Source organism: Candidatus Poribacteria bacterium, assembly GCA_026702755.1.
Lineage (GTDB): Bacteria > Poribacteria > WGA-4E > WGA-4E > WGA-3G > WGA-3G.
The window spans coordinates 42,749-62,938 of the sequence record JAPPBX010000033.1 but is presented as its reverse complement, the minus strand read 5'-3'; the positions used below and the strand labels follow the sequence as shown (position 1 = coordinate 62,938).

Annotated in this window: 21 protein-coding genes; 3 read left to right on the top strand and 18 right to left on the bottom strand. The window is 48.2% G+C overall.

All coding sequences use genetic code 11. The features are described from left to right. Window positions 1-5 precede the first annotated feature (5 nt). Both OXH39_06705 and OXH39_06700 read left to right on the top strand, forming a co-directional pair. Window positions 6-1,598, top strand: a complete 1,593-nt coding sequence (locus OXH39_06705) for a hypothetical protein (protein MCY3550132.1) — start codon at window positions 6-8, stop codon at window positions 1,596-1,598. 282 nt (window positions 1,599-1,880) lie between these two features. After that, window positions 1,881-2,552, top strand: coding sequence for a transglycosylase SLT domain-containing protein (locus OXH39_06700; GenBank protein MCY3550131.1), 672 nt, complete (start codon window positions 1,881-1,883; stop codon window positions 2,550-2,552). On the opposite strand, the gene OXH39_06695 is transcribed toward OXH39_06700, so the two are convergent. From OXH39_06695 to OXH39_06670, 6 genes are read right to left on the bottom strand one after another with little or no spacing between them, the layout of a single operon-like run. Then, on the bottom strand, window positions 2,525-2,992 hold the full coding sequence (locus OXH39_06695; protein ID MCY3550130.1) for an SRPBCC family protein: 468 nt from the start codon (window positions 2,990-2,992) through the stop codon (window positions 2,525-2,527). The two genes, OXH39_06700 and OXH39_06695, sit on opposite strands and share 28 nt — an antisense overlap. Before the next feature lie 29 nt (window positions 2,993-3,021). Further along, window positions 3,022-3,363, bottom strand: a complete 342-nt coding sequence (locus OXH39_06690) for a CcmD family protein (protein MCY3550129.1) — start codon at window positions 3,361-3,363, stop codon at window positions 3,022-3,024. After that, complete coding sequence (ccsA, locus tag OXH39_06685; protein ID MCY3550128.1) at window positions 3,363-4,040, bottom strand: cytochrome c biogenesis protein CcsA; 678 nt, start codon at window positions 4,038-4,040, stop codon at window positions 3,363-3,365. The genes OXH39_06690 and ccsA overlap by 1 nt, the downstream gene beginning before the upstream one ends. Then, a complete protein-coding gene (gene map, locus OXH39_06680) occupies window positions 4,028-4,813 on the bottom strand; it encodes a type I methionyl aminopeptidase (protein ID MCY3550127.1) in 786 nt (261 codons plus the stop codon). The genes ccsA and map overlap by 13 nt, the downstream gene beginning before the upstream one ends. After that, window positions 4,813-6,246 (bottom strand): tRNA (N6-isopentenyl adenosine(37)-C2)-methylthiotransferase MiaB, encoded by a 1,434-nt coding sequence (gene miaB, locus OXH39_06675; GenBank protein MCY3550126.1) that lies wholly within the window; start codon window positions 6,244-6,246, stop codon window positions 4,813-4,815. Before miaB ends, map begins: the two co-directional genes overlap by 1 nt. Before the next feature lie 2 nt (window positions 6,247-6,248). Further along, window positions 6,249-7,007 (bottom strand): PmoA family protein, encoded by a 759-nt coding sequence (locus OXH39_06670; GenBank protein MCY3550125.1) that lies wholly within the window; start codon window positions 7,005-7,007, stop codon window positions 6,249-6,251. Between the two features lie 275 nt (window positions 7,008-7,282). Between OXH39_06670 and OXH39_06665 the strand changes: the two genes are divergently transcribed. Continuing rightward, the gene (locus OXH39_06665) at window positions 7,283-7,975 is read left to right on the top strand and encodes a gamma-glutamyl-gamma-aminobutyrate hydrolase family protein (GenBank protein MCY3550124.1); all 693 of its coding nucleotides are present in this window, start codon (window positions 7,283-7,285) and stop codon (window positions 7,973-7,975) included. Window positions 7,976-8,006: 31 nt separating this feature from the next. On the opposite strand, the gene OXH39_06660 is transcribed toward OXH39_06665, so the two are convergent. The 12 genes from OXH39_06660 to OXH39_06605 form a co-directional block, all read right to left on the bottom strand. Then, window positions 8,007-8,942, bottom strand: coding sequence for a PorV/PorQ family protein (locus OXH39_06660; GenBank protein ID MCY3550123.1), 936 nt, complete (start codon window positions 8,940-8,942; stop codon window positions 8,007-8,009). 85 nt (window positions 8,943-9,027) lie between these two features. Then, on the bottom strand, window positions 9,028-9,444 hold the full coding sequence (locus tag OXH39_06655) for a PIN domain nuclease (protein MCY3550122.1): 417 nt from the start codon (window positions 9,442-9,444) through the stop codon (window positions 9,028-9,030). A gap of 145 nt (window positions 9,445-9,589) precedes the next feature. Next, window positions 9,590-10,708: an RNA-guided endonuclease TnpB family protein gene (locus OXH39_06650; protein MCY3550121.1), complete on the bottom strand. Its 1,119-nt coding sequence runs from the start codon at window positions 10,706-10,708 to the stop codon at window positions 9,590-9,592. Between the two features lie 214 nt (window positions 10,709-10,922). Continuing rightward, window positions 10,923-11,147: a hypothetical protein gene (locus OXH39_06645; protein ID MCY3550120.1), complete on the bottom strand. Its 225-nt coding sequence runs from the start codon at window positions 11,145-11,147 to the stop codon at window positions 10,923-10,925. 16 nt (window positions 11,148-11,163) lie between these two features. Beyond that, window positions 11,164-11,925, bottom strand: a complete 762-nt coding sequence (locus OXH39_06640) for a hypothetical protein (protein MCY3550119.1) — start codon at window positions 11,923-11,925, stop codon at window positions 11,164-11,166. 26 nt (window positions 11,926-11,951) lie between these two features. Next, on the bottom strand, window positions 11,952-15,038 hold the full coding sequence (locus OXH39_06635; GenBank protein MCY3550118.1) for an N-6 DNA methylase: 3,087 nt from the start codon (window positions 15,036-15,038) through the stop codon (window positions 11,952-11,954). A gap of 233 nt (window positions 15,039-15,271) precedes the next feature. Further along, complete coding sequence (locus OXH39_06630) at window positions 15,272-16,111, bottom strand: RNA chaperone Hfq (protein MCY3550117.1); 840 nt, start codon at window positions 16,109-16,111, stop codon at window positions 15,272-15,274. A 25-nt stretch (window positions 16,112-16,136) separates the two neighbouring features. Then, complete coding sequence (locus OXH39_06625; GenBank protein MCY3550116.1) at window positions 16,137-17,306, bottom strand: SLBB domain-containing protein; 1,170 nt, start codon at window positions 17,304-17,306, stop codon at window positions 16,137-16,139. A gap of 90 nt (window positions 17,307-17,396) precedes the next feature. Next, window positions 17,397-17,645 carry a hypothetical protein gene (locus OXH39_06620; protein MCY3550115.1) on the bottom strand — a complete coding sequence of 83 codons (249 nt, stop codon included), beginning with the start codon at window positions 17,643-17,645 and terminating at the stop codon, window positions 17,397-17,399. Then, complete coding sequence (locus OXH39_06615; GenBank protein ID MCY3550114.1) at window positions 17,638-17,985, bottom strand: hypothetical protein; 348 nt, start codon at window positions 17,983-17,985, stop codon at window positions 17,638-17,640. The genes OXH39_06620 and OXH39_06615 overlap by 8 nt, the downstream gene beginning before the upstream one ends. Before the next feature lie 298 nt (window positions 17,986-18,283). Beyond that, entirely contained in the window at window positions 18,284-19,105 is an 822-nt protein-coding gene (locus OXH39_06610) for an amidohydrolase family protein (protein MCY3550113.1), read from the bottom strand. Window position 19,106: 1 nt separating this feature from the next. Next, window positions 19,107-20,126, bottom strand: a complete 1,020-nt coding sequence (locus OXH39_06605; protein MCY3550112.1) for a lysylphosphatidylglycerol synthase transmembrane domain-containing protein — start codon at window positions 20,124-20,126, stop codon at window positions 19,107-19,109. Window positions 20,127-20,190: the final 64 nt, after the last annotated feature.

The following is a 20,190-nucleotide window of genomic DNA, read 5'->3' as shown; positions in this document are numbered from 1 at the left end:
TGCAGATGACTTTAGAAAATAAGCGCGGGAAGATGGAAGGATGGAAGCATGGAAGAAAAAGATCTCTAATCCTCCAATCTGCCACCTTTCCAATCTTTCTCTTTGCATTCATGTTCATTTTCAGTACGGCGTACGGTGCGCCCGATGTCCCTCTGAATTTCGATGGGTGGGTTACCGACGCACTCGCGAAGTTAGAGACTGACGGCATCACAGGTGGATTTCATCGGCACACCGCGCCACTCTCAAGGAGTGAAGTGGCACAAATAATCGAGCAGACGGAATCTCGGATTCGTACAGGTGCTGTTACTCCATCAGCAATAGACAAGAAACTCTTAGAGAAACTGAAACGGGAGTTTACCAAAGAACGCTTGCCCGGTGAAGGATGGAGCGTCCGATTTCTTCCGCAACTCCGAGCGACAGAAGAGAAAATAGCACCCGCATTTGAGACTGGGTTTCACTATACACTGGGAAAACTCGAAAAGCGTACCACACCACGCTTAATGTTCTACTCCGAATTTGAGGCACATAACTTTGAGAGTCCACCACTCACGGGAAAAACAGCGGAACAACGTCTTGAACGTTGGCGCGGCGAATATACTGGCGATTTCAAGAGGGGATACTTGCAAGTCAACAGTTCACACCTCGATCTGCTCGTTGGGAGAGATTGGCTTTATTGGGGTGCAAGCGATCACAAAACGGTTGGTATCTCGGATAACTCACCGCCGTTCGATCAGGTACGACTCACCGGTAGGTTCGGAAAACGACTCAAAGCGACAGCCTTCACCGCACAACTCGATTCAACGTGGTATGACGATGGTAAGAAACGCTATCTGGCGAAACGCTATATCAGCGGGCATCGACTTGACTACCAATTCAACGACCATGTGGAAATCGGTGTCGCGGAATGGGTGCTTTACGGCGGCGATGCACAAACCTTGGAATGGAAATACGCGAACCCGATTACCTTCTATTACGCGCTACAGTATAATGCCAAAGCCGACGACAACGTCATGTTCGCCTTCGATGCAGCGATTCGACCCGTCAACGGCGTACGTCTTTACGGAGAATGGATCATCGACGATATTCAATATGTCCCTGGCGCGAACGATCCGCACGCTGTCGCATGGCTTTTGGGGGTGACATGGTATCCGAAATATCTCGACCGTCAACTCGGACTCCATAGTGAATATGCCCGCGTCAATCGGTGGGCATACACACATCTCGTGCCTGATAATCAGTTCACGCACTTCGGTTACGCAATCGGGCATCCGATCGGGCCCGATTCGGATACACTGCGATTTTTAGCCGCTTATCAATTGACTGTCTCGACGCAAGCAGAGATTCGCGCGGTGCTAACCCGACACGGTGAAGGCACAATCGCAGATCGTTTTTACGGGGAGGACTTTGAAGCACTCCCGTTTCCGACAGGTGTCGTCGCAAAAACCACAGAGGTCGGTGCGCGGTTCTCTTATCGCCCATTAAATGGCTGGAACGCCTTATGCTCTTACGCATGGCAGCAGACACAAAACAGTGAACACCGTAAGGGAAAAACCAGCCAAGCACATCGACTCACGTTCCAGATGGGTTACCTATTTTGATGTAAGTTCGATAATAAAAATATGGCTGTGACTGTAGGTTGGGTTGAGCGGTAAAAGACCAAAACCCTTCGGTTTATACGGAAAATGTTGATCTTCTATGGATTATCTGTGTAGATAGAGATAGCGAAACCCAACGCCCTAAAAGGTTTCGGCGTGAAAATGTGTTGCGTTTCACTCGTCCTTTGGTGATTTCAGGTTTCTTGCTGAACTTGAAGGCTATCTTATCTATGCAGTTTCCAGTAAGGTTCCGTTCAACCCACCCTACGTGCTGAGTAAACAGAAATGCTGCGCAAACACACACTCTTCCTTCTTATTCTAATACTCGTCTTAATCGTCCTGTTAAGTGCAGTCATGAGCGTCCCGTCGGATTTGCGGTTGCTCGTCCTGACACCAAAGATGCTTAAGTATAGAAGACTGATTCAGCAACACGCTGCCAAACAAGGGTTGGACGCTCGTCTGGTCTGTGCGTTGATTGTGCAGGAATCTGGGTTTGACGAAAACGCACAAAGCCCGGTAGGTGCGCAAGGACTAACCCAATTGATGCCCAAAACAGCAGAAGAACTCGGGGTGCGAGACCCACTTGACGCGGCGCAGAACATCGCGGGTGCAGCGCGTCATCTAAGGAATTTATACCGCGCTTTCCCACAAAGTCCTTATGAGCAGCGTCACCGGTTGGTGTTAGCGAGCTACAACGGCGGTCTCGGACGCGTCCGTGATGCACAAGCACTCGTCCGTCGTCATGAAGTAGGAAATCCACGCTTATGGAGACCCGTGAGCGTTGCCCTTCGTCAATTGACGCAGAAGCACGCACACATCCATCGTGAAGTGTGGGAAAGCGGGAAACCACCGCACGGTTATTTTCAGGGGTTCAACGAAACGTTAGACTACGTGAAGCGGGTGATGCATTACTACGAACGCATCTGTTTTTACGATAAGTTGCTATTCTTCCTCTGATGGAAGATTTCAGCTAACTGCTCGGTGCGGTAAGCAAAGATTTGCTCTATATCCGGACGCACGAAAAATTTGTCAACAAGCGCACCTCCCCAGACCGCATATTCCACCGAATCGCCGACAACGATACCGTCTTCTGTCTCATCAAAGGTATGCTTATGCCGCCAGATCCGATAAGGACCGCGGCGTTGTTCATCTGCGAAGGCGTGAGGTGGATCCCACTCGGTAATCTCACTCTGCCAGCGGACAGGGATGCCACGTAGTTTTAGCTTGTAATCAATACGCGTTCCGACGACCATTTCAATCGGGGCGGGGGTTAGGACTTCAAACTTGAGCCACGGCGGTGTAATCACAGCGAGGTTATGTGCGTTAGAAAAGAATTCAAAAACTTCCGTTAGGGGTTGTTCAAGCGTCTGTTGTGTTTTAAAAAGGAAAGTTTTCATGATTAAGATAAAGGTAAAACAAAAAAGGTTTATTCTTCTACCTCGTTGTCAGGTGTTTGTTCTAATTGAGAAAGCCGTTTGTCGAGTTCTCGCTGCTGTTGTCCCAAGCGGAGTAAGTACAGTATAAAAACCAACCAAATGACGAAATAGGCAGCGGCAAGATACTTGAGGCGAGTGCTTTGTCCCTGTTCGAGTTTCTCAACGGATAGTTTCACTGCCCGTTCCAGGAGCTCTTCGTCCACAGGCAATTCCGAGCTTGTCTCTGAAACAGCCTTCGCGACTTCATCATCTGTCAAGGTGATCGGCACTTGCGTTGCGAACAAGAATAACCCCAAAACCACCAAAAAACTTATCACAACGATTATTTTCATCAAAGTGCCTCCCGTAAATGCTTCTGCCGCATTATTTCATAACGCGCTTGGGTTCTTTTGATACGATACCGGACGATTAGCAAAAGGATAAATAACATAATAAATGCGAGGAGTGCTACCATCCATGTATGACGCATCGTCGTCTCAAGGTTCCATTTCGTTCCACGGTCGGGATGTAAACCGCCTTGCCAGATATCGACAGCATAATACACAATCGGTACATCAAGGTAAGCGATAATTCCGAGGACGGCTGAATAGATCCCGCGCTTGTCCTCTTCCAAAGCGGAACGGAGAATAAAATAACCGACGTACATCAGCCAAAGGATGAGCGTACTCGTGAGGCGCGGTTCCCAATTCCACCATGTGTTCCATGCGTATCTTGCCCAGATAGGACCGGAAAGGAGGGCGATAGTGCAAAAGATAAGTCCCAGTTCCGCTGCAGCGACTGCAAGCAGATCGTCGTTCGGTTTCCGTTGAATGAGGTACTTGATACTGAACACGCAGTTGACACCGAAGGCTACAAACACGGTCAACGCTGCAGAGACGTGATAGTAGAAGATCTTTTGCACTTCCAGCATTGTGCCTTCAACCCGCGCGTATCCGAAGATGAGATAGAGCGAAACAAAGATGAGGATTGCGGTAATGACGGCTATAATTTTTGCACTTAGGCTTCCCACAGTGAACTCCCAGTTAGAATTTCAGGTCCGTCCGAAAGGACAGCGACCGTATGCTCAAAAAGGGCAGACAAACTACCGTCTAAGGTCATAATCGTCCATCCATCTGCTAACATCTCCACATCGGGCAGTCCAATGTTAACCATTGTTTCAATTGCGAGTACCATCCCTGGTCTTAAACGCAAACCGCGTCCAGCAACCCCCAAGCAAGGGATCTCCGGTGCCTCATGCAGACTCCGCCCGATGCCGTGTCCCGCAAAACTCTGAAGGACGGAAAACCCTTGAGACTCTGCCCCTTTTTGTAATTTGGAAGAGATGTCGCCGATACGGTTTCCCGGTTTCGCCTCTGCAATCGCATCGTACAGCGAACCCCGCGTTACTTTAAGCAACCGACTGGCTGATGGTGAAATCTCTCCAACGGGAAAAGTATAGGCGTTATCACCGTGGTAGCCGTCAATACTCACAGCCGTATCAATCCCGATGATGTCTCCTTCTTGCAGAACATCCCTTTTGTTTGGAATCCCGTGGATGACGACATCGTTAATTGAGGTACATATTGTGGAAGGATAAGGGTCGTGTTCAGGAAGTTGGTAGCCCAAAAAGGAAGATGTGGCGTTGACCTCAGCGATTGTCTTACGCGAGATGCGTTCCAAATCGGCGGTGGATACACCCGGGGCGATTGCCTCTCCGATACGCTTCAACACGGTCGCTGCCGCCTCACCGCTCCGCTTCATCTTCTCAATTTCGACCTTACTTTTGATTCTAAGTTTGTCCATTAGACGATCTGTCCAATCAAGGTATGTGCTGTAGTGCTGTCAATGCGAACGTTGACGACCTCACCGATTTCACTGTCCGCTTTCGGAAACACAGCCGTTTTGAAGCCATCCGTTTTTCCATGGTATCTATCTGCATCTCGACGCGATTCGCCTTCCACAAGTACTGCGATAGTATCACCGACTGCAGCACTGTTGACGTCCGCAGAAATACTTTCTTGGAGTTCAATAATCTGTTTGAGACGTGCTCCCTTCACGGCTTCGGGCACATCATCCGGTAAGGCTTTATGTGCAAGGGTCCCCTCACGCTCAGAATACTTGAACATGAACGCTGAATCGTATCGGATATCCGCCATCATCTGATATGTCTCCATGAATTCCGCATCGGTTTCACCACAAAAACCGACGATAATATCAGTCGTGAGTGCAATATCGGGGATACGTTCGCGGAGCTTCGAGACAAGCGCGCGATATTCCTCCGCTGTGTAGGTACGGCGCATACGATCCAGCACCTCCGTTGAACCAGATTGCAGTGGGAGATGCAAATGCTTACAAACACTCGGTGAACTCGCCATTGCGTCAATCATACTGTCCGTCGCATCAGCAGGGTGTGGGGAGGTAAATCGTACGCGTTCCAATCCATTGACTTCGCCGACAGCATAGAGGAGGTCTCCGAAATCGGCACTGTCGTCGTGATAGGAATTAACAGTCTGTCCAAGCAGAACGACCTCTTTGAATCCTTGGTCCACCAGTTTTTCGACATCTTCAACAAGGAGTTTCAGGGGAAGGCTCCGTTCTCTGCCGCGAACAAAGGGCACGATGCAGAAGGTGCACATCTTATCACACCCACGCTGAATGGTGAGCCACGCCCGAATTCCCTCTTTTCGGATGGGGGCGATGTCGGCGTAATCTTCGCTTTTGTCTAACCGCAAGCCTACAAACGGATCCCGATCCGTCAGCGAGACATGCGATTCCACACCACGCACCAAAGAATCCAGTGCCACGGGTAGATCTCGATAAGCATCGGGGCCCATCACAAGGTCCACATAAGGTGCCGCGTCTAAGAGTTTGTCTCGGAGGTGTTGTGCCATACAACCGCAGACACCGATGATGAGTTCCGGTTGACGGCGTTTCCGATGGTTCAGATGCTTGAGCCGATTAATCACTTTTGTTTCCGCGTTTTCCCGTATCGCGCAGGTGTTCACAAGGACGACATCCGCATCGTCGAGATGCGGCACGGTTTGATGTCCACTCTGCGTCAAAATGCCTGCCATCAGTTCACTGTCACTGACATTCATTTGACATCCGTACGTTTCAATATAGACGCGACGCGCGTCCGCCTGTGGCACCCCCTTTTGCGATCCTTGTGGCGGTGGATGCGGTGTGTCTATGCCCTTATTTTCATTATAGAGTGGGAAAAGCGTCTGGTCTTTCATACTTATCCTATGTAATCTTGATGGTATCCCCACACGTCAAAAGTAAAGAGATCACCTATATATGCCAGCACCCGGTATTTCAGTGTGTGCGTCTCATCGGCATTCACGGTGAAAGGCGTTGTCTGTGCGAAAAGAAATCCGAACGAGGCATCCTCGGCAAAAAACGTTGTTTCACCGTTTGTGGGATGCGGGAGAATTGCGACTCCGACCGCTTCCTGCTCAGCAGCAGTGAGACCGCAGAGAGTTCCCCACGCCGATGTTTTGCCACTCACTTCCGACTCACCGATCCGTCCCTCGGCATCCGCTGCTTTACGGTACTCCATCTCAACAGCGAGGTAGCCAAGTCCTGTGTTGTCGGTAAATTCAAGAGAATCACGTAGTGCCTGCAGCGAGATGTCTATATCCAAGACCTGTACTTCGGTCTGACGTGGGTGCACCCTCACTGCACAGGTTTCCATCAGCAACGGTTCCCCGGAATTCTTCCACGTCGTGACAACAGAAAACCTCGCTGAATCAGCCTTTGTGTCGCGCGTAATCTCATCGTGCTCCAGCTGCGCACCGCTGACGGTTCCGCGAGTGAAACAAATTCCCGGTGGATGCTGATGCCCTATGCTCGTGTCATCTGTTACCACTTGTCCATTGGGAGCATAGAGCGGATGCAGATATGGCGGATGTGCCACATCGCCACCATGATAGCACGTGAGTATCGGTGCTTCGTCTTCTGTAATGGATAATTCTTTCTCGTTAAATTCGTGTAACATAAATGCTATGTGCAAATTATACCACGCATCTACGTATAATGCAAATGCGATTCAGGTTGGTTTGTCATTTGGCTGCAAAATAGAGTATAATTTAACAGGGATCCCGAGTTTAGAAAGACGTTGGGTTTCGCTCGGTTTTTGGAGTGTGTAGGTATTTTAAATATGTAAAGATTACTGCGGCAAACGGACGTGGTTTGTCAGATACCGCTCAACCCAACCTACATTCGGGAAATCGCTTTTATCCAGGAAAACAAAATCAAAAGGAGGATTTCTATATGAAACCTATTATTGGAATTACATTTGGCTACGATGAAAACGACCCGACTAACAACTACATCCGCGCCATTGAAAAACACGGCGGCATAGCCCGTCCGCTGTATCCAGGGGCACCACCAGAGGTATTTAAAGGTCTAAAAGGACTTTTACTCACCGGAGGGCGTGATATTGACCCAATCCATTACGGTGAAGAAGAACACGAGACGACAGACATTGATTTCGACCGCGACGAGTTGGAACTACCACTGTGCAAGCAGGCAATAGAAGAAAATCTCCCCGTTTTCGGAATCTGCCGCGGCATCCAGATTATGAACGTCGCAATTGGAAGCAGCCTGTACCAAGACATCCCTTCACAGTTTACAGACCATTTGACGCATAAGATAATAGAAAATACCGACGATTCTTGGCACGATATTCAGATTCAATCGGACAGCCGACTCAACCAAATTACAAGTGAAACCACCACTGAAGTCAATTCAAGACATCATCAGTCCTTAAAAGTAATTGGCGAGGGGTTTACTGTAACAGCACAATCAAAAGATGGGATTATTGAAGCAATAGAGGACACATCAAAAAAGTTCATGCTCGGTGTGCAATACCATCCGGAACGGATGTTCAAAAAGCAAGGTTCTTTGGAGCTTCAAGAACATTCGGCAAAACTATTTACCGCATTTATTAACGCTTGTTCCTAAGCCCTTTAGCAGGCAGTCTCCTTGCCTCTTACTAAAAATTAGCGATCAATGAGAATCGGTGTGTTAACCCCAAAACGCCGAAAGGCACGAGCGCGTAATCGATTTGGAAGCGAAGGAGTGTCAACCCAAAACCGCCTGTGAGGCCGGAAATCGCGCCTAAATCGTTGCCACCGATTTTGTATTTATAACCGGTGCGGAGTTCCAAAATATTGCCAATCGTGTAGCCTGCACCTGCCGCGATTGCGATGTCGTTGTCAGAGGGTCGGATGATGTCCACCGTTAGGATGAATGGCTGGGTCGAGGTTCTGTAAGCCGCGCCGAGTCTAAAGGTAAAGGGTAGACCGAAAGCCTCCTCTATAAACTTCACTCGCGGTCCCACGTGCTGCGCGTTGAACCCCAATGCAAGAAAAGGCATCTCTGAAAAGGTGTATATCCCACCGAGATCGAAGGCAATACCGGTGCCGCTTTCGTCAGCGATCTGCTCTCGCAAGAATTTCGCGTTCGCACCGAAAGCGAGTGAATCACCGAAACCACGGGCATACGACAGAACCAACGCCAGATCGTAAGGACGGAAAATAGTCGTTTCGTTCCCCTCTCGATCGCGTCCCTGCAACTCACCGAAGGACAAGAAACTCGCGCTCGCACCGAGGGTCCCAGCACTCCCAAACGGGTGTGCAAATCCGACGAACTCGTGATTGATTCCAGCAAACCATTCGTTATGCATAAGTGCAAGTTGTGGGTGTTGGAGCTTGGCAAGTCCGGCGGGATTCCAATACGAGGCGTAAAGGTCATCGGTCGCAGCGACGTGAGATTCTCCCATCCCCATCGCCTTCGCACCTACCCCGATTTTGAGGAAAGTCATAGCGCGGGTGCCGGCGTTTTCGTGGATGTCCGTGCTATCCGCTGCAGCAGACAGACATAAAAAAATCAGCAAAAAAATAAGGGCGTATGCAAAGAATTGATTCATAAAGTGTTTCACCTAATATTTCGGTGTAAATAGTGTTGTTTTTCTTCAAAAAAAGAGAAACTCTAAGACATTCTTCAAGTCATTACTAAACCGCCGCTGGATCAATAGCCACAATTCTTTCAGAGGCATAGCGTTCAAAATCGGTTACGTTGAAAGTTAGGATATGTGTTACATCATACGCAATCATCGACGCAACCAACCGTGCATCGTGAACCTGACGCCCCGACACATTATATTGCACGACGAGTCGTCTCCATACTGGGTAGACATTTGGTGAATCCGGCAGCAAAGGAAAAGACTGTTCTAATTCTCCTAAGAGCGTGTCTGTCTCATCAGGCGTGAGCCCAAAACCATTTCGCTCAGTAGGTCGAGTTGAAGCGTTCCAGAATTCTGCGAAATTTTGCGAAGTGGTCTGTAGTTGATGGCCCTTTGTCTCTAATTTGTGCACAGCAGCCTGAGCAATGGAATGACGTACGTCGGTGCGTTGTACGATACGCAACAAAACATTGGTATCTGCAAGGTGATAGCACCCACTACCTAAAGGTAGGGGCTTCGGTTTCGTAGCGACTGCGGTTTTCTCAAAGAGTCCACCGTCTTATTTTCGCTCCACCCGCGGGCGTTTCCCTTGTCACAGACAAGGCATATCGTTAGGTAACGGCTATCCCTGCCCGCAAAATGTTTATCGCAGCGTTGATGTCTCGGTCATGGTGTGAACCACATTCGGGACATGTCCACTGCCTATCTGAAAGAGAAAGATTTTTGTTGTGATAGCCACAATCGCTACACGGTTTCGTTGTAGCAGTCCATTGACTGATTTGAATGAGTTGACGCTTATGTTTTTGACTTTTATACTTCAATATCTCAACAAACTCGTAGAAGGCGAGGTCAGAAACTTTACGACCCCACAGCCGTTTCATGCCATCAAGGTTCAAAGTTTCAAGGACAATCGTATCAAACTTTTTACAGAGTTTAGTGGCGAGTTGCCAATGAAAATCTTTACGCTGATTAGATACTTTTCTGTAGAGACGTGCGAGTTGTCGAACAGCACGCCACCACCCGTTAGAACCTTTAACCTTTCGAGAAAGGCTTTTGTTGAGAGACCGGAGTTCGTTCAAAGACTGCTTCAAAGGTTGTGGGTGTTGTATCTTCTCACCCGTGCTAAGTGTCAAATATGCGTCTTTCATACCAAAGTCTGCCCCAACGCTCTGACCTGTTGCCGGCAGTGGTCTAAAATCTGTGTAGGTTGTTATGATATGAAGCCAATAGTCTCCGCAACTATCACGTTTGATTGTAATACGACTGAGAGTCCCATGCCACTGGCGGTGCTTATGAAACGTATACGCCACTTTATCATACTGCCACTTACGCGTCTGAGGATTCCATTTACGGAACGTCAGCGTGATACGATTATTTTTCAGAGACCAACCCGCACTTCCAGGGTATGTGATAGACTTGAACTTGTGTCGGCGTTTCCTTTTCGGTTTCCCACCAAGTTTTTTGAAAAAACGCACATACGCCTTGTCAATCCGTTTGAGTTCCTCTTGAATCGCTTGACTCGGCAAAGCGTTCCAATGCGGGTGGGTGGTGCGTTTCAAATCCGTCAAGTGTGCAGACATCGCAGGATGGTCCGCATACGGCAATCCAGCTCTATACCTTTGATCCTGCCACCTATGGAAATAGTCATGCACCTGCCACATATCGTCAAGCAGATTGCCGATACGGATACAATTCGATTGATCGCCAAACTTATACTTATACGTTTTCATGGTACATCAAGCATCAAGTCTTTAACCCCTGACAAGTGGGTAGGCAGACACACAGTCAAGCGACTGTGCTTGTCATGTCTGCCAACTTGATACTTTTAATTATACTACATTTTTAGGCGATTGTCAAAATGTTTTTTCAATGACAAACCCAATGCCCGCCTACATCCCGCAAGCTAAAGCATGGGGTCTTGGCGGGAAGATTGATAAATCATAACTATAAATGATCTTCGTACAGCCCTTCGCGGCTCACCGCGTAATCCGATAAGGGAGGGACATTGGGACCCGCGAATTCCTCAAATTTGACTGCTAATCGCTCGAGTACCGCTTTAAACTCTTCAGTAGATAACCGCGAATTATTATTCGCTAACGGATCCTCCGTCTCATCAGGAATTTCTATAGGTGTCCCATTATTAGCATAGATATAAATTGTAACTGCCATCTGTTTCACCCCCTTTTTATGACGAATTCGCGTCCGTTTCTGTCTCACCATTCTGTGATTTTTCACGCATTTCCCGATCTTGATCTTGAATAAGGAAGTCTACTTTCTGTAAAATTTTGCTTTGAATATTACGCGGGTACTGACTTATCCGCCTCTCCAAAAAGTCAGTATGGTTCCGTATCCTATGCTCAAATAGGGGTTCAGTGAGAATTACGGGTTTTCGAGATCCGGTAGCAATGTTGTTGACATCCTCCTGTAACTTCTGAGTAGCCTCGGCTATCTCAAAAAGCGGCGGTTTGCCAACGCGGGCGTAACCTTCGTCCTCACCAAAATCAAGATGAAAGGCACATTGATGTGCTGTTTTCACCGAATCCGTATAAGTAACACCGATTTCAAGGGGCGTTTCTTTGAGCTTATCTAATTTGCCTATCACACTCACCAAAAAGTGCTCAATCTTTTCCCCCGGGCCAAGGTAGTCAATTCCATTCTTGAGGAAACCAACATCCTCAAAGGATCTTTCCCCATCAGGTTTAAAAGAAAGGTCTGTTTGGAATTGGATATTACGAGCCGCTCCCGTTCCTATATTCTCTATGCAGAGCATAACACAATGAATATGTGCTTCATGCGGACGCAGGGAGATCGCAATTTCAGGTGTGTTACTCGCTTTTAGCAGCCGCCACGTCAGATAGGCGTAATAACTAATGACACTAACAAGCACGATAGCGACAATCACGATTATTGCGCCACTATTTGCGTTTAGCCACTCTATGATTCCCATGACTTTCTCCTTGACTCCATGTCTCTCTATCCTAAATCCAAGTCCGGCAATCCCTCAACAATATCCACCGTCTCCAAACTGACGGTAATCACCTTCCCAATGAGTTTGACAATGTACTGCGGGTCATCTGCCCGGTTTGGATCGTTCACAATGCCGCTCCGTTTATCTATTTTAACACAATATTGATTAATTATCCATTCTAACGCGGAACGTGTGCCGAGCCGGTAATCAAACGCCTTTTCAGGAATGCCACTGATCGTTAGGAAATCGTTGTAGACAAGCGAGGCTTTGTCTTTTGAAAGCTTCATCTTCTCAACACGCCAATTAAGCGGCACATCCGAGTTTTGGATAAACTTCAGCTTATCGTATTCGGGTTGGGATTCATAGTTAACGTGAAGGTCCGCTAACTGTGCGCCTGCCTCCGCAAACGCCCAGAAGTCCTTCACAAACGGAATATGCGGAAGATCGCGCTTGAGATTCGCCTCATATTTCTCGCGATACTCAGGATGATGCAAGAGTCCATAGTTGTAGTGGAAGATGTCCCACTTGGTGATGGGGTCGTCCTCGTAATGCGCTCGGAACTCCGCCAACGCCCAATCAGTGATGTTCTCGCGGCGGTTTGTGCCGTCCTCGTCGTAGGTATAGAAGGGAAAGCACTGGAAACTATCCTGTGCTGAAAGGGTATGAACATCGGGAATTATGTTCGTTACCAATGTACTAAAGTCCGCGCGAAAGCCGTGATCACTAACAATTATCACCCGATTTTCTATTTCTGTCTCTGGTGTGGGAAAGATAGAAGGAAACACAAGCACCCTATCATTCATCATTCGATCAAAGTAGAGGTTTAATCTCATAAACGGACGATAGAGAGATTGCCGGATTTTCGCATCTGTAAATGCTGCTGTTTGACTACTCTGCAACTTCTGTTTTAGAGTTAAACTCCACTTGATTTTTGTCTCATCAGAAATTACATAATCATTAAGATTAGCATTTCGATCCATCCGCTGTCCCCACCGAGTGACTTCAGTATTGTAAGTTTCAATCATTTTACTTGTATTTTCAACAAGTGTGTTTTGGTTAAAATTGTAAACCCATGCGTCACGATTGGTTTTCACACCGTTGCTGTAAGTTTTGAAAATCACATCTACTGCCTCACCTTTTACAGCCTTTGTCTCCTTACTCCCCATTGGAAGAAAAGTGTCAAATTCAGCATGAAAACCTTCAGTGAGCCAGGTATGCCGCACATCTGGTTGAATCGGTTGCCACTCAATATTGCCTATGTGCTGACGTTCATTCAGAAAAACGAATTTCTGTTCTCTGTTCCATAGGTCATCAGTGCGATGGTAAAAGTATCGGGGTGCTTCTGATGAATCCCCTTTCCTTTTCATAAACAGGTTGACGCTCACACCCACCCGAATTCCGAATACATTGGCATCCGAGACCTTCAATCCCTTCCTCGCGTTTCCACCCAAGTCCAAAATATAGATCGCGTCACAATCTTCTGCGAGGTGTTTCCGCATCCCGTCAAACGCCAATCCTTCAAGAAAACTGTTGTTTGTTACGAAAGCAACAACGCCTTCCTCACCAATTCGGTCCAATGCCCACCGAATTGCCTTGACATACGGATCGTAAAGCTGACTTCTGAGTGTCGCTTTGGAGTCTTTCGCATAAGTCTCAGCAATCAACTTGTCCATCGTCTCATACTTTCGGTTTTTGTTGTTATCGTTCTCGTTGACCTGTCCCACATTGTAGGGTGGATTGCCGATAACCACAAACATCGGTGTCTCCTTCTGCTTTTCAACGCGTGCTGTGTTGTCAAGGGTGAACAGTGGCATCTGCCGCGCTTCGGCAACCTCAAAGGTATCTACCAAACATAAACCTTCATAAGGAACATACCGATTCGTTGCGGTGTAGAACTCGTGCTCTATGTTGAGACTGGCGATGTAGTAGGGCAGGAGCATCACCTCGTTACACAGGAGTTCCGGCGGGTCAGCAGTGTATTTCCGCTCTAAGGAGATGGGATCAAGTTCCTGCATAATCCGGACGATGAAGTTACCGGTGCCAACAAACGGATCAATGATATTCACACCACTATCTGAAAGCGAGCGATTGAGCTCGGTTTGTAAGATATGCTCAACGCTTTTCACCATGAAATCGACGATCGGCTGCGGTGTGTAGACGATGCCGTGTGTATCTGCAACTTTGACAGAGAAACCCTGAAAAAACTGCTCATAGACAGTGTTGAGGAATCCCTGTTTTTGTGAGAAGTTGGTGATAGTGGCAGCGGTTTGCTCAATCGCAACGTAGAACGGATCTAAACTCTGGAGGAACTGGTTGCGGTCAAACGTCTGTGAGGTGAGCGCGTCAATGACGTTCTCAATTTCGCGTGCGATGATATTACGACGTGTGAAGTCAGGATTGTTAAAGACGGTGCGGAAGATGCGTTCTGTTAGCAGGTGTTGGACGAGCATCTCTTCCACCGCAGCGATGGAGAGATTCGGGTTGATTAAAGCCTGGCATTGCTGATGGAAATTGGTAAATGCGACCTGAAATTGGGAATTGTTTTGGCGTTCTGTTTCGATGAGCACCGTCAATTTCTCACCGAGTTCTGGCACTATTTCTCTGAATTCAGCGACCGCCGTATGCCATGCCGATATATTCTCTTCCTGATACGCGAAGAAGGTCTGGAGAACGTGGACGAGGTTTCTCGGCTCGCTGATGTCCAAGTCCAGCTGCAGCTGCCCGTGCTGATAGAGGAGTGCGTGGGTCGGGGATTGGACGACGATGTTTTTTGATGGGTAGCCCGCGTCAAACTTCTTGGCTGCTTCGGTGTAGAGGTCGTCCTGCGTATCCTTTGCTTCCCAATAACCGTAAGGCAGCCCGAAGGTATCGACGACTTCGCCATCGGGTCGGATCCGTCTATTCTCTGTGGTGTAGTGCGTTCTTTCACAAACGAGAGTTAAGGAGGCTTGTCGGCAGTAGTGTTGAAGTAGACTTTGGAATGCGGCTCGGACTGCGCCTTCGTGTGCTACACCGATGGTGTCGTATTCTTGGAGTTCGGCGTAGTACGTCTTGATAGGTTTGTGGGAGGGTTTGATGTTGAGGTGTGGCATCGGTGTTTTTTGCTTGTTGTCTGAATCAGGATTTACAGGATTATAGGATTATGGAGCGTTCCTAATTGACGTGAGTTTGATTATAGTAAAACCCGTAATTACCTATACACCAATGTAATGGCGAGGATACTAAGGGAAACACCCAAGCAAAACTCCCTCGCCAGCGGCGGTGAGGCTCCCGTTCACTGACGAACTGTAAACATGTTTTCGGGTTTTACTATAATTCCAGAAGGTTAACTTTCTTGCTCCGTAATTGTGAATTCAAACAAGCCGTGTCGATACACAACCACAACCTTCTCCCCGACCCGCATATACAGAACATATTCGTCAAAATGTTGGAGCCAGCCATTCAAGACGTATCCTGCCCGCGTGACAATGTTGACATTAGATTTGTTTTCTCGCGCCTGCTTAAGAAGATCGTCATCAATATGGAACCGATCCTCTGGGGTCTCAATCGGCTGAAGGTTTTGCGCTTTCAACGGTTGCCTTACTTTCACGTATGGTTTCAGGTCCGGCATCTTCTCTTTCGGAAATGCAAACAAGGCCTGAAGTTTCGCCATCTTAATCTTTTTACCGTTGGTATCAGTCCCCCATAGGGTATAAGGTTCCGCTCTAATTTCGGATAGATCCTTTATACCTGTATACGTGATAAAGCGGACGGGTTGTGCGAAATATTGGCTTAGGAGTTTATCAGAGTCCCAATTACTGCCCTCTTTCTTCGATGGTTGAGATTCTTTCTGCTGCTTCTCGCTCGGTTCTGCTGACGCAACGCTCGGTTCCTCTTGAGGTGCCGGTGAGATGGTCGGCGTAGATTCGGCGGGCGATTGTAGCAACGTCTCAATTTGCTCAATTGTCTCAGGGGACGCGTCAATAATGCGGCTGAGAATATCTGAAGATGTGCTAACCTGCAACTGAGAGGCATCAAAACTCTGGATCCTACCATCAGCAAAAATGGTGATCTGGTTTTCACTACTCCCAGTTAATACCTCAACAACGGCCCCACGGGTAGAGGGATTTGATTTCAAAAAAACAATTTGACCCGGAGCAAACTCCGGCGAAGAATTCTCGCTCATATTCCTATTTTTCCTTTCTTATAATTTACTTCGTTAGTTGGATTATAATGCCCACGCCGCTGATGACGATGTAGGCGAACGTACTGACAAGACCCCAATTTACCTGAAACTTCTTTTTCACCTCCAAGATGTCACCCGGATAGAGTAAAATCTGTTGTGTTGTGCCATCTGTAGGACCGCGCGTAAAAAGCACCTCAACGGTTGTGCCGTCACGGCGGTGGATGAGCACCTCCTCACGATTCGCCGATGCCTCAAACCCGCCACTGAGGGCAACCGCTTGCGAGAGTCTCAAGGGTCCGCGAACGCGTTGCGCACCGGGGGTGTGAACGTAACCGGTCACATAAATAAGTTCAACCTTGAACACATTAGGAACAAACAACACATCTCCATCCGATAGAAAGGCAGAAGGATTGCCGTTTAGAGACGATTTCCAGAACTGTTCGGAGAGATTGAATTCGGAGAGTTTACCGTTTCCTTCAACTTTTACCACGGCGGCGAGGTCGGCTTCCTGCGTAGCACCGCCCGCGCGCGCGAGTGCCTGCGCAATACCGAGCTGCCCACGAATAAAAAGTTTTCCGGGGGTCTGCACCTGTCCTTGCACCTCAACGACACTTAGCGGCATGACGAACACCAAATCGTTGATGTTGACACGGATGTCGCTGTAAGGACGGTTTATTGAGAGATCATAGCTCTCAGCTTTCTGCGCTGTATCGGTCCGAATTAATTGTACCTCTTGGCGATCGGCGTTCTCTGCCATACCGCCCGCGAGCGCGATGGCACGGTATAAACCGATGTCCGTCTCCGGTGAAATAGGATAACGTCCCGGAGTCTTCACCGCACCACCAACGAAAACGCCTTTCTCTTGCAACACCGGCGACACCAGAACGACGGGCTTACTGACGAGCCCTCCCGCCATGAGAAACTCGCGAATCTGCAGATTGACCGCCGCGACTGTCTGTCCAGCAACGTCAAAATCGCCGCCAAAGTAACTAATCCTGCCATCTTCACGGACCTGTACGGAATGTGTAAATTCCGGCTGTCCGATCACCGCAATCAGGAGCGTGTCCCCTTTTTTGATACGGTAAACATCAGCGAAGAGCGTTGTCGTTGCGATGAAAAATAGCAAAATAATCGGAGCTTGCAAGCACCACAGTGTAAAACGAGAGCCTTGCAAACTTCGCAAAAAGTAGATCATAGCATTTTTGGAGAAGACATGGCTCGATGACACCACAAACACCAGCGCATCAGTATCTCCTCACATAACCCTTTCGATGTGTTGTCAATGTCAGGTACTGTCGTCTTCAAAGAGCGGGAGTTGCATATCGTCTTCAAAGAAGCGGATTTGCTCAAATTGTCTGGGCGTGCCAACATTTTTACTCGGTTTCCGCCGCCAATGCTCTTTGACGTAACTACCGTTGCGTCTACGGTGCGCTCTCACATGGATTTTTCCAGCCATGCGGACGTGAGATTTCGCTTCCTTAATGAGATAGAGCTGCTTGGCTTTCATGACGATCTGCTCGCGTGTGTTATTCATCCTTTAGCGAATCAAAATAGGCTTTGAGAGATTCCCGCGCCTGCGGAAGTAGATTAGCCGGGACAAGGACATCACCCCACTCGGACTGATTCGCGTTGCCTTTCACCGCGCCATAATTGGGCACATCATGGCAGCGTAAATACACAGGAATACCATCCTCCTGTAAGACGCTTTGAAGGATGTTGCCCGCCAATTCATTCGGCACAGACTCGACAGTGGACCAGTCCCCATATTCCATAAACTCGGTTTGGGGCAATTGAGCCACGAGGTCTACCTGACAATCCATGCATATCGAGACTTCTATCTTATATTCAGCATTGCATTGTGGACAGAACGGCATCGTCTTTCCTCCTTGTGAACGGACAAGGATAGAAATCTTGTCGGTAAAAGAGCATAGCGTTTTTTATCGTTTGGTGCCTTGCCACGGTGCTGTTTTTCTGCAGAGGGTTGGGAACGGGATACACGACGACCTTCAACCTATTCTTTGCATAATAACATAAGCGTAAAGAATTTGTCAAATATTAAATTCCAGAGCCGTTCCGGTTTTAAGAGATTATCGGATTTCGCGTTTTTTTCACGATCCAGTGCGGTTAGGAAACCACATCTACCGAACCTACAGAGAACACGGAATTTAAGAATCACTCTTGGAATTGCCAGAGGCGGAGTGCCGTTTTGCCTAACACCCATTCTCGATCTTCCGACGTAAAGAAGTCCATCTCATCACGAACAACCGACAAGGTCTCTGCATAACTTGCTCGGCTGAGGCAGACGGGCCAATCGGTCCCCCACATAATCCGCGAACCACCAAAAGCATGATATACTTTTTTCACCTGTTCAAACGTATCTGCCCACGGGTACCCCCCTTTCGATATCGACCAGGTATGGCTTATCTTGACATAGACACGAGGGAATTGCGCGAGATTGAGCAATAATTCAAGTTTTTCAGGTGCGTCAGGCGAGCAGCTCGCCATGTGATCTATCACAACGTCAAGTTCTGGATGGTGCTCTAAAAGTGGCACGAGATCCACCAATCGCTCGGCTCCTGTGAGCAGAAGCATCGGCACACCGAGTGTTTCTGCACGACGAAAGATAGGTGGCATCAAGGGGCCAGTAAACCAATCCCCCGCTTCACCAACGGACGGACTGAGCCGAACACCGTGGAAACCATCCTCCTCGACCCAGCGACTAAGATGGTCTGGTGCCTCTGGATCCTCGGGGTTAATCCGACAAACGCCCATGAATTTATCGGGATACCTTTTCATTGCATCCGCTGCGTAACGATTATCCCATCGGTAATGGATGACTTGAACGAGAACCGTTTTTTCGACACCATTCGCCGCCATCAATTCCAATAGCATTTCCGCTGTAGCATCTTCCGCAGGCGGACTTGTCGTTTCCGGTGCCCACGGGAATTGCGGATCGTTTTTCCAAACATGAACGTGTGGATCGATAATTCTCATCTTATTGCTCCTTCTGTTTTCTGAAGAATCCATACACACCTAACGGTAAACAGTAAAGTAGGATCAGAATATGTAAACTAAATCCTGTAACAGTCGCAGTCTCCACCGACGTGCCGAAATGATTTAGCAACCAGACAAACGGAAATTCCGTTGTTCCGAAGTTCCCAATCGTTTGGACAGGCAACAGGTTAAAGACGTTGGTAAAAGCGAGTGCGAACAGGACCTCAACCATTGGAATATCAACACCCATCTCGGTGACGAGGTAGCATTGGAATCCGAAACGGATTGCAAGACAGATTACAGAATATCCCCATACCTCTAAAAACCGCCGATTCGACCGGAACCCCGTTAGCTCTTGAATCACCGTCAGTCCCTTGTTGACTGCCCACGTCAGAGATTGTTTCTGAAGACGCAAGAGTGGCACTGCGCATTTTTCAGCGAGCCTTACACAGAGGTTTGGTACAATGTAGACGAAAACCATCCCTACAATCAAAGCACCCGCCATCAGAAGTGGTGTAATATAAAGGACTGTCCCAGAGAATGTGTCGCGAAGCTCGGCACGCAGTAGCCATGCCGTGGCAACCACCAAACCTATTAACAGGACAAGATCAATCAGACTTGCGACCAGAAGCGACGCTATGCCCTGCGTTGCATCGACCTTCTGTCGTCGTTGCATCAGATAGACATAAGAGACATCCCCTGTCCGCATCGGGAGGATATTGCCCCAAAAGGTATGCAACGCCAAGATTGGAAAGATCTGATGGACACTGCTACCAAGGTTGAGCAGTGCTCGAAACCGGAGGGCTTTCGCTAAGACTAATAAACAATAACACGCGAAGCCGATTAAGAGTGCCTTTATGGACAATCGGCTTAGAGTTCGCGGTATCTCTTGAATGTCGATCTCTTTTAAAAGGAAGTAAGCTATGACAACTGCCAGTACCGTTGGTAAGCCGATCTTGGTGATAGCACCCAACGCCTGAAGGCGTGGACTTCGGTTTCGTAGACAGTGCGGTTTTCCCATAGAGTCCACCGTCTTATTTCGTCTCCACCAACGGGCGTTTCCCTCGTGTTCTCAAATTGATTGA

Bases quoted from the DNA above. Each gene is read 5' to 3' on its own strand.
- OXH39_06660 (MCY3550123.1), bottom strand. From the start codon at position 8,942: ATGAATCAATTCTTTGCATACGCCCTTATTTTTTTGCTGATTTTTTTA.
- OXH39_06690 (MCY3550129.1), bottom strand. From the start codon at position 3,363: ATGAAAATAATCGTTGTGATAAGTTTTTTGGTGGTTTTGGGGTTATTC.
- OXH39_06625 (MCY3550116.1), bottom strand. From the start codon at position 17,306: ATGATCTACTTTTTGCGAAGTTTGCAAGGCTCTCGTTTTACACTGTGG.
- OXH39_06605 (MCY3550112.1), bottom strand. From the start codon at position 20,126: ATGGGAAAACCGCACTGTCTACGAAACCGAAGTCCACGCCTTCAGGCG.
- OXH39_06630 (MCY3550117.1), bottom strand. From the start codon at position 16,111: ATGAGCGAGAATTCTTCGCCGGAGTTTGCTCCGGGTCAAATTGTTTTT.
- miaB (MCY3550126.1), bottom strand. From the start codon at position 6,246: ATGAAAGACCAGACGCTTTTCCCACTCTATAATGAAAATAAGGGCATA.
- OXH39_06705 (MCY3550132.1), top strand. From the start codon at position 6: ATGACTTTAGAAAATAAGCGCGGGAAGATGGAAGGATGGAAGCATGGA.
- OXH39_06700 (MCY3550131.1), top strand. From the start codon at position 1,881: ATGCTGCGCAAACACACACTCTTCCTTCTTATTCTAATACTCGTCTTA.
- OXH39_06635 (MCY3550118.1), bottom strand. From the start codon at position 15,038: ATGCCACACCTCAACATCAAACCCTCCCACAAACCTATCAAGACGTAC.
- OXH39_06620 (MCY3550115.1), bottom strand. From the start codon at position 17,645: ATGAATAACACACGCGAGCAGATCGTCATGAAAGCCAAGCAGCTCTAT.
- OXH39_06615 (MCY3550114.1), bottom strand. From the start codon at position 17,985: ATGCCGTTCTGTCCACAATGCAATGCTGAATATAAGATAGAAGTCTCG.
- OXH39_06695 (MCY3550130.1), bottom strand. From the start codon at position 2,992: ATGAAAACTTTCCTTTTTAAAACACAACAGACGCTTGAACAACCCCTA.
- OXH39_06610 (MCY3550113.1), bottom strand. From the start codon at position 19,105: ATGAGAATTATCGATCCACACGTTCATGTTTGGAAAAACGATCCGCAA.
- OXH39_06640 (MCY3550119.1), bottom strand. From the start codon at position 11,925: ATGGGAATCATAGAGTGGCTAAACGCAAATAGTGGCGCAATAATCGTG.
- OXH39_06650 (MCY3550121.1), bottom strand. From the start codon at position 10,708: ATGAAAACGTATAAGTATAAGTTTGGCGATCAATCGAATTGTATCCGT.
- OXH39_06670 (MCY3550125.1), bottom strand. From the start codon at position 7,007: ATGTTACACGAATTTAACGAGAAAGAATTATCCATTACAGAAGACGAA.
- map (MCY3550127.1), bottom strand. From the start codon at position 4,813: ATGGACAAACTTAGAATCAAAAGTAAGGTCGAAATTGAGAAGATGAAG.
- OXH39_06665 (MCY3550124.1), top strand. From the start codon at position 7,283: ATGAAACCTATTATTGGAATTACATTTGGCTACGATGAAAACGACCCG.
- OXH39_06645 (MCY3550120.1), bottom strand. From the start codon at position 11,147: ATGGCAGTTACAATTTATATCTATGCTAATAATGGGACACCTATAGAA.